Here is a 15,456-nt window from a genome sequence, read left to right as displayed (position 1 = left end):
TGAACGGCAAGGATATTCGATTACCGGAAAGATCCAAAGCGGATTGCAAACACTGCAAGACTATTTTTACTTAAATTATATAGCTCCTTGGTGGTATAGATATAATCCGTTCTATCAACAGCAAATGAGAGCGCAACAGGCACTGGCTCAACAAGCCACTGCGACCACCGCAGCAACGGTTGCCGCACCTGTGCTTGAGCAACAATCTACTCCTCTCCCAGTGGTTGCGACGGAAACTCGTCAGCCTACGGTTGCGGTGCAGTTTGGGACTACTCCTACACGGCTTACGGCTACTACTTCCGCTCCTTCTACCGGAACGGGATATTTGTACTCGGGTCTTCCAATCTTTGCAATTGGGGATAAGTTAAAAAATGTCTGGCAACGTCTAACCAGTTCTAACCGCGTAGCGAACGTGGAAGAAGCTCGTGCAGCCAATGCGGCGCACGCGGCTGTCTTAGCCTCTGCTATTTCCCTCTTAGCGGCTTTGGCAGGTTTTGCTGATTTCGTTGCGCCGGCAGTTGCCTTGCTCAAAGACTCTTTAGGATTAAGTACCTTTGTGGCATCCTTGGTCACTTTGTCCGGATTTGGTATGTTTGGCTTATCTATTCCTTTTGGAAGATTACAAGCTCAAATCGGTCGTATACCAATGATGCGTATCGGTTTAGCTTTATCTACTTTAGGACTAGCTATCCCAAGCTTTGTATTAGGCGGAGCACCGTTAACCACCATGCCACAATTCTGGACGGTGTTAGGATCAATTGCTTTGTTGTGTGCGGGTTCTACTATTTTGAAAAATGCGGCTAGTGCTTTGGCCTTTGATGTGGCTCAAACGGATGCAGCGGCCGCCTCTATGTTATCTAGTTTGGATGCATGGAAGATTATCCCCACTGTTTTGAACTGGGTATTGCCGACAGTAGTGCTAGCAGCCAACGGATATTCTTGGACCTTGCTATTCCCCATTTACGGAGCAATTAGCTTAGCAGGATTAATCGCTTCTATGTTTATGAATGTGGCAGAGAGTGCTCCTGAAGTAGCGGCTGCACCTACGGAAGAGGCAGCAGCGCAGTCTGCTGCACCTGCTCAAAGAGCTCCCATTTGGCCGTTTGTAGCAGGCGGGGCCTCTTATATTGCAGCAGAAATTTTCGCCCTGTCTAATACCCCCATGTTATTAACTGAAGTGTTTAATATGACACCCGCTACCGCAAACATCGTCACCTTAAGCACGATTGTGGCCGGTATCTTTGCCAGTCGCTTTGCGGGTACCTATTTACCGAGTCGTTATTTAGGTACACCTAGACAGCGGTTAGTGGTCTCCAGTCTAGTCGCCTTGACAGGGTTAGCGTTGGTCATGACGGGTGTGCCTGCGCTTTCAATTGCGGGTCTGTTCTTGACGGGTTTTGGATATGGTAATATCTTCCCCATGCTGGTCAATTTAGCCCAATCGGCCAGACCTGCTGAAGTAGATAGAACCACCAGTTTGATGATGACCTCTATCGCCGCAGGTGGAGCCACTCCTGTCTTGGCAGCTCTATCAGATGTATTGGGCCCCTTATGGAGCTTTGCAATGCCCATGGCTTTAATCGCGGGTATTTTAGGAATTGGAATCCATGCTAAAACAACGGCCAAAGCAGCTCTACCGTCCATTCCAGCAGATCAGCTAAAGATTCCTTTTGAAAAGAAAATAGATGAAGCAAGCTCTATTCCGTCCATTGGGTTCTTCGTATACCAACGAAATGAAATTCCTGTACCGCAAGCTCCGGAAGGTTCCGCCGTATATAGAGGAATGCATTTCAATTCTATGGACGAAGTGAAAACAATTTTAAGTCAAGGTATAAAAGCGAATTATCGCGAGGATCATACGATTTACTTATCACCTTCTATTTATACCGCGACAGGTTATGCAAATGTATCGGGTGAGGTACCAGTAGTGTTTGTAGTTCCGATGAGTCAAGAAACTATTAAGGGAGTGACTTCCTCCTATCGTAATGCGGGTGAGATCCTATTGACTCATGATATCTTGCCGGAAAAAATCTCTCATGTCTTAACCTATATGGAAAAAGATGGAGTAAAAAGCTGGTATAGACTTAGCTTAAATGAGAAACAGGAAATGATAGCTACTCCTTGGGAGGAATATTTGGCTAACCAAACAGCTGCTTCTGCAGCTAGCCAAGGGCTTTCTCAAGAAAATATGGCCTGGCAAAAACGCTTAGCTGAATTCCCCAATCAGTATGCGACAGCAAGTTTAATTAGTGCTACTGAAAAGTACTTAATACCTGCCTTTCCGAGCAATTTATTGCAAGGAAAACAGATGCTCTACAGAGGACAAGGTATGAGCTTAGCCGGCTTGCAACAGCTCTTGCGTGAAGGCATACTCCGTTCCTCTGCTGATGCAAATACGATTCCTTTTAGCTATGATTCAAGCGTAGCTATACATCATTCCCGTGGTGGAGAGGTGCCGGTCCTATTTGGTTATGCGGTGAGTCAACAATTCATTGAACAGAACCCCGGTATCAATCAGGACTTACAGGAAGTGACGGTAGATCATGCCATTGCTCTGTCTGAAATGGATTTTGTAGCCGCCTACTTAACCGTAGATGGAAAAGAAGGATGGTATCAAGTAAGTTTGGACCAAAACGGACAAATTCAAACCACCCCGTTAGTTGACCATATTGCCACACAAGCGGCAGTTCAACAAGAGGAAAATACTTCTTCTGTGTGGAGTTTGTTCCAAGAATTCTTCGGTAAAATTTCCAATGCTTATCACAAAGCGTTTGCTAGCGATGGCAATTTGTACAGTTCGTTTATCCCGGGAATGCCGCAGTTCCTCAAATTTATAGAGGCATTAGGTGAGGAATTTAGTGGCGGTGGTGCCGCGGCTTCTACTCAAGGACCGGTGATAGCTACTGGTGATCGTTTTACGGGCGTTGCAACAGACGGTCAAAATCATAGTAAAGTAGATCGAATTCCGTTAAATGAAACCGAATTTTTAACGGCTTCTGAAGTACCCACCATTACGGATTTGCAAAGATATGATGATGCTATTTTGGGTTATCATGTTGAACAAAACAAATCTGAAACGCCCCAACAAGCCAAAGCTAGAGCGCAAGAAAATTGGAATAAATTATGGGGAACGGTGTTTCCAAACTGGCAAAAGAGCCTGCTGCCTTGGCGTGATATTTTGCAAAGTCCTCGTCCTACTACGACTGAATATGTCCACCCAGAACGTAAGGCTGGCTCTGATACGAAATTGGTGGGAGTTCCTGAAAATGTAAGAACTTTTATGGAAGACCAATTGCCCAAAGAAATTCGAGGCCGTGCCACAGAAACCGTTATTTTGAACGCCTCTGATTGGCATGGTGAAGATATTACCGAATTTATTCTGGTAGCAGAACAATTCTTTAAAGAATTCGGTCGTGAGAACGTAATTGTATTATTCGGTGGAGACGGCTTTACCGGAAGTTATTTATTGAATAAATATCCCATGTGGGGTCTTTCTCAATTGATTCACATGGGTGTGGATGTCTTTACCATGGGGAACCACGAAGCAGATGTTTCTAAGACCTTCTTGACAAATTTAGGATGGTTAAAATTTGTAGGATCGTGGAAACCTACTGATAAACATTCCAGAGTGGCCAGTGGACCTGCTTTTATCGCTGGGCAGCAGCGTATGTTACGGGTTCCGGAAACGCTTGAAAGTGCCATCGGAAAGACCTTACCTTATGTCATTAAGATCACTGGCACGGGGGAACGGGTAGCGGTCATTGCCTTAGGAAAAGCGGGTTATGGTAATAAAAAATACCCAGCCGGTAAAGAGGAAGAAGCACAAGAAGATTTCCAAACCTCTTTGAATACTACCGTCGCGCATTTACAACAAAATAATGTTGATCATATCGTGGTACTGATGCATGAAGCGTTAAATGATCATCGTATAGATAGTAGAGCCTATGCGATTGCAAAAGCGATTGATGAAATGCCGGCTGATTTGAAAAAATTGGTTCGGGTAGTGTATGAAGGACATACACATAACTCAGAGGACCAAATTCTAAACGGTATTGAATACGTACAAGGGAAAGGTTTTGGTCAAGGGAAAGGACTGGTTGCCACCCTTTTAGCTAGAGATGAAGAAACAGGGAAAACCTATGTAGCGACCAACATCATCGATGCCTTAGATCGTAGCGCTGTACCTGTAGGACAAGAAGATGCAAAAGAGAATCCGTATAGTATCTTACATAAATCTATGGGTATCGTTACGGAAAACTTGCAGAGAGAAGCGGGAGATATGAATCAACCTGTTGTCAAATTGGTAGGTGACAAAACTTCTCGGACCAGTCATAATCCCTATTACGTAGAATCCGCTATGGCCAATGCGACAGCAGATGGACTTTATTGGAAGTTTAAACGGCTTTCTCGCGAAACGGATGTAACTGGTAGAGAAAGAAAATTAAAAACCAGAGATAATAAACCTATCGAAAAATGGCGTTTGATTGGTTTTGCTAGTTATATGAACACCGGCAAGCCATTGTGGAAAGATGAGGTAACTTTATCTACTTTAACAGATAATTGCCCCAATCCGGAACCTCCTGCGCTTCGTCCGATTTTAGGTAGACAATTTATCCAATTTATGCACGATAATTTTGTCTATACAAAAGGCATTGAAGCAGATTCTGGAAAAGAAATCACCGCTACATTTGCCTGCTCGCACAATATACGTATTGCGGTACAAGGTTTGAAAGTGATCAAAAATGCAGACGGGAAAGAAGTGGTGGATACTTCTGATGTACAAGTGTTTGTATATATATTAAGTCCGGAAGATAAAAACGGAAACCGTCACTATGTGCCCATGAAAGAAGACGAAACCTATTATCTGGCCATGCCACATCATATGATGGTGGGTTTATATGAAGCAGCCGCCTTTAAGAATACAGACTTATATGGTTCCTATGATGCTATTTATGTGGAACAAGAAGAATCTTTCTCTGAAATGATGGGAAAATTCTTTGCAGAAGCAGCTGCTGCAAAAGGATACCAAACCAAAAAGACGCCTACAAAATGGTATGGACATAAATTAAATTCTTCTACGGATGAAAATATATCCAAATTCAAAACCTATTATTGGAAAGATGCTAACGGCACATGGAAAGAACTCACTGCAGAAGATGAAGATAAATTTATGGTGCTGTATGATAATGAAGGTAACCCGAACAAATTGCTTGTACTCAATGAACAAGGCAGACCGGTAATAGATGAAAATGGAAAACCTGTAACCTATGACGTTAAAGCAGTACCCTTATTCTATACACATGTAGGACGCATTGTAAATTTAGATGAACTGCTCAAAGGGGAAAAGACTATTACGCAAAAAACATTAGATAAATTATACAATGGAACCACTACATGGGAAGAAGTCTTTGGCCCGATTGCCGCACCGGAAGCGGATCCTACGGAACTACCGGGAGAAGATAATCCATCTAGTATAGGAGGTGCTCCTGCCGCTTCGCCGGCAGGAGCCTTTTGATCCAACTGGGACAACCGCCCCTACTTCGGGATCTGGGAATTCTATTCCTACTTGGAAGAAAGCCTTAATCACAGGTTCTTTCCTGTTTGCTCCGTTCCTGCTCCCTGCCCAAGAGCAAGCTTTCTTACGCCCGGTGGAGCCTGAAGAAACTCCCGTGGCTGCTGCCATGGCTGAGCAAACTGCTCCTGAAAAAGTTTCCCCCACCTACGCTTTACCGGTAAGCCGCTTCATTATAGGGACAGACAACTTAGAGGTTCCCACTTCTTCCGTGGTAGAAATTTCCGGTACAGATGCCGATCGCCCGGGATTGGAAGGTTTTAGAGCGTGGATTTCTAAATTTGTCAAAAAGCGTTCGGCCGGACTGGATTGGAATACGCTACAAGAATTGCATGCCTTGTATGCCGAAGCGTTAGTAGGTAATGCCACGCATCTTTCCCTCATGCAAGAGGCTAGCCAAGCTATCATGGGTGAGCAAGATGGCAAATTCCATAAAATCAAATTCTTAAATACCCAAGATCAAAACATTGCGGAATTAGTATATACGCAGGATGGTTATTTGTCTTTGCGCCCTGTTCAAGGGAAACATTTCTACTCTATCGAGGAAAGCCCTCTTACATTATCGCAGGAACTAGCTAAAGGAATTGCGGGCGTTAAGATTTCCAAAGATGGCCGTCTGTTGCTTAAAAAGAGTGTATCTAATCAAGCTGTGCAACAGGTGGTGGACAATATCGTGGCTAGTCTGCAGGAAAAGCATCCGCAAGCCACCGCACACGTGCGTATGGGTAATCATGAATTTGGGATACAATCCTCCGGTATTACCCGTAGATTTCAAACAGGCAATTTGCACTTGCATATTGAATTTACGCTGCCCGATGAACAAAAAATTATCTCTTATACGGTAGCGGTAGATGCGAATTCTTTGACAGAAAATAAAACGCTGTCAAATGACGATTTGTCTCAGAAATATCAAACCGTTTTCCAAGGGATTTCTAGCAATGTTAATTGGCCGACTCACCACGTAATGAGGGCCCTGTCCGGCGACGTATCCGCCACGGAAAATATGCCGGGTACATATGACTTTGCAATGCCCTTATTTGACGATGAAGGAGATCAGGCCTTCATTGCTGAGCAATTGCAGTCCTCTGTCAGCCGTCGTATTTCTGAGCAAGATAAAAGTGCTTTGAAAACCGCTTTAAGAAAATTAAAAGTAGGAACTGAGGATCTTACGGTTGCCTTGAAAAATATAATCGGACGTACTTCGCCGGCTATTTTATTGCTCGGAGTAGACGTTCCGTCAGAGGCACCGTTGTTGGGAAGTTTAGAAAATTCTTTTCCCATGATCGGTTATAAAGGGGCTACCCTTGATGAAAATTTAAGCTTGTTGCGCCCTAACCAAGAAAATATGATTTTCTTATATGCGCATGGGCGTTCTGTTAACGGCTTTAATAATTTCCGTCGCGAGTGGAGTGCCAATTTATTCAGTCCATATCTAGATGCTATTTCCATCACTACATTGGCAGACATTTTAGATGCCATCCGTAAATACAATTCCGGTTTTACACACCTGTTGGTGTGGACTTGCTATGCAGGCCAAACGCTGGAAGATTATATGAAGCTAATTCGCAAAAAACCACAAACGGCCAGCAAAATAAACCTCTATATCCCTAGTGGTGTATATGAATTGCGCACAGATGAAGTAGCTTTTCATAACAGACAATCGGCCCCCAATTATTTCTCCAGTATTTTGGATCATATGAGCTATTACATTCACCATGGAGAAACCTCTACCTTGGCACAAAAAGTAGTTATAGAAGGGAAAGTGATTGAACCGCTTGCTATCTCTATTAAACAGGTCAAAGAGATATTACAACCATCGGCATCCACCTCTTATTCGCCGGAAATGATTCAAGACTATCAAAATCTTTTGACGGATATGCAGGCATTGCGTGATATTTCTTTGGCGCGCACACCGCAATCTTTTAAGAAGGCATTACTGGCATACGCCAAATTACATCCGGGCTATGTCAAAGTAGATAACATAGCTTATGAAATGGTAGCCAATAAGATGAAAGTGCCGACCAGTTACCAGTGGAGTAATAGAGAAGAAATATTAGCAGAATTGCCTAAGAGTAAGTCTACTGCCACTATTCTGTTGCCTGTTTCTGTCACCAATTACGTCTCCGCCACCGCGCAAACAGAATATACAAAGTTAAAAATTGCTACCCCTGCTTTTACTCAATCCCCCCAACCTTCAAGATAATCTCTTGCCGAGCTGTTTTTACTTGTGAAGAACAGTTTTTTTGGGGCACAAAAAACAACACTAGCATAATTGACGAAAATCTGATAGAATGAGAACAGAAGGACTAAATCTCAAATGTGAGGACTATAGAAGGTATGAATACTAAAAAACCTGTAGTGGTCGGCATTGGGGAAGTACTTTGGGATGTTTTCCCGACTGGCAAACGTGCCGGCGGTGCCCCCATCAACTTTGTCTACCATGCTACTCAACTTGGCTCAGAAGGATATGCAATTAGCGCAGTAGGCAATGACGTATTAGGCACAGAAATCATTCAAGAAATGGAAAAAAATCATATTGGATATCTCTGTGAAACGATTTCCTATCCTACCGGAAGTGTAAAGGTAGAATTAAAGGACGGACAACCTACCTACACGATTATTGAAGGTGTAGCATGGGACCATATCCCCCTCTCCCAAAAAGCAATTGATTTGGTAAAAAGAGCAGATGCAGTTTGTTTCGGTACGTTGGCTCTACGCCATCAAGAATCTAAAGATACCATTAAAACCTTGTTAGATTATGCTCCCAAAGATTCTTTGCGTTTCTTCGATATTAACTTGCGCCAACATTATTACAGCAAGGAATTGATTGAAGAATTGTTGGCTAAAGCCAATATCTTCAAAATCAATGACGATGAAATCAAAGTGATTAGTAAATTGTTTGGTATCCAGGGTACCGAAGATGAAATCTGCAAATGGTTCTTGGAAAAATACAATTTGCGCTATGTCGTATTAACGGCCGGAGATAAATACAGCACCATTTATTCTAAAGACGAAGTATCTCGCATTGAAACACCGCGCGTAAAAGTAGCAGATACCGTCGGTGCTGGAGATGCTTTTTCCGGTGCGTTTATTGCAGGTATTTTAGCGGGAAAAACCTTGCGCCAAGCCCATGAACAAGCGGTTAAAACGGCCGCTTTTGTGTGCACAAAGACCGGCGCTTGGCCTGCTTATAATTAATAGGAGAAAATATGACTGAGAAAAAAGAGTCTTCTTTAGTTGCAAAATTGATCCCTGTCATGTTGGCATTTTTTGCCATGGGATTTGTGGATTCCGTTGGTACAGCTACTAACTACGTGAAAGAAAGCTTCGGTCTTTCTAACACGGTAGCCAATCTGTGCCCCTCCATGGTATTTTTCTGGTTCTTGGTGTGTTCCGTTCCTACGGGCATGCTCATGAACAAAATCGGTCGCCGCAAAACGGTGTTGATCAGCTTGGGCGTTACAGTAGCCGCATTGGCTTTGCCTTTGTTGGCTTATAACTTTGCCATCATGATGTTGGCCTTTGCTTTGTTGGGTATCGGCAATGCTTTGATGCAAGTGTCTTTGAACCCCTTAGTGTCTAACATCGTTACCGGCGATAAATTAGCCAGCTTTATGACCTTTGGCCAATTTGTGAAAGCCATTGCTTCTTTTATTGCTCCGATTTTGGCTGCTTGGTTTGCGGCTAAAACGGGCAACTGGACTTGGATGTATGGCTTATTTGCAATTGAAGGTGTGTTAGCATTCATTATGCTTGCCAAAGAAGATATCAAAGAAGAAGAAATCACCGGCAAACCTTCTACGTTTGGTCAATGTTTAGCTCTGTTGGGCAATGGCACAATTTTACTGTGCTTTATCGGTATTATGTGCCATGTGGGAATCGACGTGGGTACCAATACCGCCGCCCCGCAAATCTTGATTGACCGCTTGGGTTGGACCTTGGATAAAGCCATTTACGCAACCAGCATTTATTTCATGTTCCGTACAATTGGCTGTTTCTTGGGATCTTTCTTGTTGGCTAAATTCCCGGCGAAAGTTATTTTTGCTACCAGCGTAGTCTTCATGTTAGCGGCTATGGGCGGTTTATTCGTGTTCACCAGCCAATGGCCCTTATATGTATGTATTGCTTTAATCGGGTTGGGTAACTCCAACATTTTCCCCATCATCTTCTCTCAAGCCATCTTGCACTTACCGGAAAAGAAAAACGAAGTATCCGGTTTGATGATTATGGGATTAATCGGTGGTACGGTGTTCCCGCTTTTGATGGGTTTTGCTTCTGATGCTATGCATTCTCAAACCGGCTCTGTGCTCGTTATGACGGTAGCGGTTGTGTACTTGTTAGCGTTAGTTTCTAAAATCAAAAAATTAGCCTAAGCAAGCAATTTGCTTTGAAAATCCCCGCCACTACGGCGGGGATTTTGTTTTACAAGGAGTGAGCAAAAGAAATAGAATATAAGAGTTATATTATTTTATCTTAGGATATTTACTTATGAATCGAAAACTACTGATACTCGCCCTTATAACTTTATTTCCTTTGGTAGGCCAAGCGGAGGAAATCAAGCGAGGCTGGGAATTAAACCTCAAACGCCTTGCATTCGAATTATCTTCTACAGATGTAAAACATGGTCGGGAATATAAAGATTTTCCCAATGCCAAATTAACAGCCGATTCGGGACATATTGTAAAGGGAGATTTAGATTTGGAAGGAAATTATTTCGCGCAACACTTTGTGTGGGGTAATCAACTGCTGGTAGAGTACGGTAAAACTACCTTCAAATCTTACGACGGAGAAGAAACGGAAAGTGAAAACGCCGATACCATTTTGCTCACCTCCTCTTACACCCAACGAGCCTGGCGGACGGAAAATTTTCTGGGCGGCTTTGAAGCCGGGCCGTATGGCGCTCTGGCTTATGAAACCGAGGTCAATGCACAAGGTGATAGCCACCTGAAACAAGTCGTGCGCGCGTCGGCCGGTATTAAAATTTTTGAAGGGACATATATTAAAGATTTTCACTTAGCCGGTTTTGCGGAAGAAGATTTTACCTATCGTCCGGCTTCTGAAAAATATGGCTGGGAAATCGGCATTGAAATTAACCAGCCCGTCAGAGAGGGTGTCACCGCGGTGTATAAAGGATTGTTCCGCGACTATTTATACGCCAGCCACAAACGCCCTACGGATCTTGATTATGAAGTAATGGCAGAGGCGCGCCTAGATGTAGAGGTGTGGAAAGAATTGGTTATTGCGCCGATTATTCAGTATTATACTGCCCAGGGTAGTTATGTAGCCAAACGCGGTGAAAATCTGTTTGTGGGCGTTTCTCTGTCATTTAGCCACCTATTTATCAAGGCAGATGAGATCTAATTTGTATCTTTCTTGTCTAAAACCCTCCCGCCGGGAGGGTTTTATTATGATTTTCCCCCTCTTCTTGCTACTCAAATCAATAATGCAATAGGCTAAAACATCCACTCTATTTATCCAAAAGACATTTTCACTGTCTACTATATGTAAAAATACCCCGCACTTTGCAGTACGGGGTATTTTATGAGATACAAGCTACTTATTTGTTGTACCACCAATAATTGCCAGGTATGTCTTGATTGCGGCGGGTGGTCTTTGTATTTTTCTTTTTCTTAGTCTTATTATTGGCTTTGGTGGCTACTTTTTTCTTCGTATTGGAAGTGGTTTTTCCATTCACGTTACCAAATGCATAGCGAATGCCCGCGTACACACCCCAACCTTTCATTTTCTCGCCGGCTTCATAACTGCCTAAAGCATACCAGTACAGGTTATCAGTTAATTGCATGTTCAACCCGGCCTCGACTTCTGCCACACCGCCTTTGAGGCTGGTTTCTTTGGTAGCTCCGCCGTAAGAAACATCCGCTTTCCCGCCAATAAATTCGTAGCGGTAAGCCAATTCCACAAACGGTTCCAATAACAAGTTATTAGCACGTTTGGCTTGATAAGAGAGCAGCACAGCGGCTTTGGCATTGAGGTAGTTGGCGGAATCTATCTTCAGATTATCCATGCCGTTTTTCACTTTTGCGCTATCAGAACCGGCATTCATATAGCTCAACTCTGCCTTAGGTTCAATACGCACGAATCGTCCGTTAGTTAACGGCCTGAGGAAGGAACGTCCTGCCTCGGCGCTGAGTGTTAAGATATTTTGCTCGGGCTTATAGTTCATCTTGGTGCCGTCGGCTGCGTGATTGTTCATGTCTAGTTTGGTCCAGAAGTTACGTGCGGCAATATCCACAAACCAACGTTCATCATTGACGACAGTGGCGTACAATCCTACGCTCTGGGCCTGTCCGTCACCTTTATCATACATACCGTTGTTCTTTTTCGTCTTAATGGTGTCAGCTTCTACAAACCCTACCATCACACCGGCATAAAGTTTGGTCGGTTCATCGGCGTAGAACATCCAGTCATAGCCGGCTTCTGCACCAAAGAGGTTCAGATCTGTTTTAATCAGATCATTTACCGTCATATCTTTGTAATAGCTGCGTACCCACACGCCTTGTTTCTTATTGGGATTATCCATATCATGCAGATCTCCCAAACGTTTTTGCAAAGAATTCATGGCCACTTGTGCCATTACACTATTCATCAACGGTACATTTAACATCGTTTTGAATGTATCGCTGAGTTGATTGGTACTGCGCAAGTAGTAGTCCGCATTTGGAGTAGCTTCAGTACCTTGCGCCAATTTGTAGACATATCCGCCCTGATCCCATTGTCCGCCCGGTAAGGCAAATGTACCATTTACGGTAGCAGTAGAATCAAATTCCACTAATTTGATACCGTTTTCATCTGTTTTCTGAGCGGTGGCAGCCACGTTGGTCAAATGTAACAACGCAGTTCCGTTATAGTTGTTTTGTACTTTTAATTTATCTGCTGTCTGCTTTTCCAAATCTACATTCATGTAGAAGGAAGCATTATTGGCAAATAAATTATCTACCGTCAACTGACTGCGCGTTCCTTGATCAACAAATTTGACCGCTGCTCCATTTCCCAGTGTTACATTGCCGTCAATAGCATTGTTCCCGTAGGTCTGCAAAGTGCCACCTAAGGCTGTAAATCCGTTCAAAGTGGCTCCCGCGTACATATTTACATTAGCGGAAGTGGCATTGACATCAGTGGCTACACCACCGTCGGAAATGTTCAGGGTACCACCGGATACCACAGTACTTATAGCGGTTGCCCCTGAATTAACTTGCTGAGTTCCGGCGGCATAGACCGTAGTCTGAGTTGCCACAGCACCGGATTGGAGATTTTGGGTAGCGTTGGAAATAGTTGTATTATCGGCAATACCTGCCACATTTTGTACGCCATTATTTTCAATGGTGGTGACAAGTGCACTACCGCCGGACAACACATTTTGAGTTCCGCCACTGATTAGAGTATTGGAAGCGATTGCATCAGAGGCTACATTTTGTACACCACCGTTTGTTACAGTAGTCTCAATTGCCCGACCACCGGACAATACTTCTTGCGTACCACCTTGCACAGTCGTGGCGGAAGCAATAGCTTTGGAGTTTACATTCTGCAACCCTCCGGCATTGATGAAGGTAGAAATTGCAAATCCTCCCTCTAAGATTTCCTGTGTACCGCCGGAATTAATCGTAGTAGATTGCACATCTCCCCACAGAGAAATTACTTGCGAGCCACCGGCGTTAATAGTAGTGTCAGTTGCATGGGCAAAAATGGAAACATATTGCACCCCGCCATTGATATTGGTTTGCTCTGCATGTCCTCCGGCTTTAACCTCTTGTTCTCCGCCGGAATTAATCGTGGTGTTAGTGGCAAGCCCTGAAACATATTGTACACCGCTATCATTAATGATAGTAGTATCGGCCGTGCCACCACTTAAGATTTCATACGTGCCAGACGAATTTACGGTTACATTGACACCGCTTCCACCGGAAGAAACAAGCATCGCACCGCCGGAGTTAATGGCTACATTGCTTGTGATACCGCCGTCACTTACTACTTCGGTGCCGCTGTTGTAAATGGTCAGTCCATCTACAATACCTCCATGGCTGACAATTTGGATACCCCCTGCGGAAATCGTGGTATTGTTTGCCATACCGCTAGAGTTAACTACTTGAGAACCACCCGCTAAGAGAATAGTTCCATTGGCAGTACCACCCGAGGATATAATTTGTGAACCCATATTATCCACAGTGGTATCATTGGCAACGCCACCATCTTCAATATATTGTTCGCCATTCGCTGAGATAGTGGTTGAATTGGCTTCACCACCGGAGTATATGATTTGAGATCCCCCACTACTTACAGTCGTATTATTGGCCACACCACCGGCAGAAATCCGTTGTTCCCCTGCATCATCCAAAACAGTGTTATTGGCCACACCTCCTGAAGTTATGTGTTGATAGGCCATATTTGTTAGATAGGTATCATTGGCCACACCGCCATCTTGAATATATTGCTCTGCATAGTCTAAAGTGGTGTGGTTGGCAACACCGCCGGATTCAATAAATTGTCTGGAATCATCCAACATAGAAGTGTAGTTGGCTGTTCCACCGTTTCCAATATACATGGAGGTACTGTCTTGCATATACGTAGAAGTAGCAACAGCCCCATCTTCTAAGCGCATCACTGCATCCCCAGACAGGACTTGGTTAGAAGTCTGGGCACCGGAGGTTAATAATTGATATGCAGTATCATACAGCGTATTATTTGTTAAGGTAGCACCGCCGTATACGTATTGAGAACCGTAAACGTCCGTTGCATTAGCAGATCCACCGGCGGAGACTACTTGTAAGCCACCGGAAGATACCGTGGTACTATTAGCCATACCGCCACTTAATACGTTTTGTGTACCGCCGGAACTAACTTTTGTTTGATCGGCTTGTCCACCGGCATAAATATTTTGCGTGCCGCCCGATGAAACAATAGTATCCGTGGCCGTACCGCCATTATAAATATTTTGCGTACCGCCGGTAATATTATAGGTAACACTTCCGCTACTCACACTGCTGCCTAATACCGTATTGGTTGCAGAGCCAGAATCAAAAACATTTTGTACACCGTTACTTAGCACGATGGTATCAGCCGCTACACCGCCGGAGGAAATATTTTGCGTACCGCCGTCGGCATAAATCAATTGTCCAGCTGTATCAATCGAAGCACTTCCTAATACAGCAGCTGAAATTTTTCCGCCTGCTATAGCCGTCTGTTCCCCACCCGCCAGAACATACCACGGATTATAGTACACAATAGTTCCGCTGGGAGTACGTCCTATATTTGCTTCTGCCGTTGCAGTGGCTCCGGATACCACTTGAGAACCATTGAAAATGATACCTCCCAAAGCATTTCCTGCTACTACTTGTGTACCACCGGCAATAGTGGTATTATAAGCTTTTCCTCCTTGAGAAATCATCTGTGAACCGAAATTACCAATGCTTGTACTAGTCGTCGATCCATTAGTATATACATTCTGTAATCCGCCAGAAGATATTTGCGTATTATAAGCAGACGCTCCTGCTTGAACATCCTGTATGCCGGCATTTTCATCCGTACCATCCAGATTGGTATAATAAGCACTGGCACCGGCTAAGACATTTTGCACACCACCGGCATGTACATTTGTAATACTGCTAGTATAAAAGGTGCTGTCACCACTGATGAAAGAACTGCTCGGTAAAGCTCCGGCACTTACATTTTGCACCCCGCCGGAATAAATATTAGTATCCCAAGCAAAAGCCCCATTATTTACATTTTGTACGCCGCCATCGTAAATATCGGCCGCTTCGGCTTTTCCGCCGTTCCATACGTCTTGTTGGCCGGAACTAACCTGTGTTTGTAAAGCATAGGCGCCGTTTCCAACACTCTGTACGCCACCATAAATACTAGAGGTAGTG

At 43.9% G+C, this 15,456-nt stretch carries 6 protein-coding genes; 5 read left to right on the top strand and 1 reads right to left on the bottom strand.

The genetic code is table 11. The features are described 5' to 3' along the window. Window positions 1-124 precede the first annotated feature (124 nt). From IKN49_01040 to IKN49_01020, 5 genes are all read left to right on the top strand, one after another. Complete coding sequence (locus tag IKN49_01040) at window positions 125-5,515, top strand: MFS transporter (GenBank protein ID MBR3631645.1); 5,391 nt, start codon at window positions 125-127, stop codon at window positions 5,513-5,515. After that, on the top strand, window positions 5,481-7,775 hold the full coding sequence (locus IKN49_01035; protein ID MBR3631644.1) for a hypothetical protein: 2,295 nt from the start codon (window positions 5,481-5,483) through the stop codon (window positions 7,773-7,775). Before IKN49_01040 ends, IKN49_01035 begins: the two co-directional genes overlap by 35 nt. Before the next feature lie 134 nt (window positions 7,776-7,909). Continuing rightward, entirely contained in the window at window positions 7,910-8,770 is an 861-nt protein-coding gene (locus IKN49_01030) for a carbohydrate kinase (GenBank protein ID MBR3631643.1), read from the top strand. 11 nt (window positions 8,771-8,781) lie between these two features. After that, on the top strand, window positions 8,782-9,945 hold the full coding sequence (locus IKN49_01025; GenBank protein MBR3631642.1) for an MFS transporter: 1,164 nt from the start codon (window positions 8,782-8,784) through the stop codon (window positions 9,943-9,945). A 115-nt stretch (window positions 9,946-10,060) separates the two neighbouring features. After that, on the top strand, window positions 10,061-10,933 hold the full coding sequence (locus IKN49_01020; protein ID MBR3631641.1) for a hypothetical protein: 873 nt from the start codon (window positions 10,061-10,063) through the stop codon (window positions 10,931-10,933). 196 nt (window positions 10,934-11,129) lie between these two features. Here IKN49_01020 and IKN49_01015 read toward each other — a convergent pair. Then, window positions 11,130-15,456, bottom strand: a 4,327-nt coding sequence (locus IKN49_01015) for an AIDA repeat-containing protein (GenBank protein ID MBR3631640.1), incomplete at its 5' end; no start/stop codon positions are given.

It is taken from the genome of Elusimicrobiaceae bacterium, from assembly GCA_017528825.1.
Lineage (GTDB): Bacteria > Elusimicrobiota > Elusimicrobia > Elusimicrobiales > Elusimicrobiaceae > Avelusimicrobium.
Note: the sequence above shows the minus strand (reverse complement) of the source record. Positions and strands in the feature narration are given on the sequence as shown.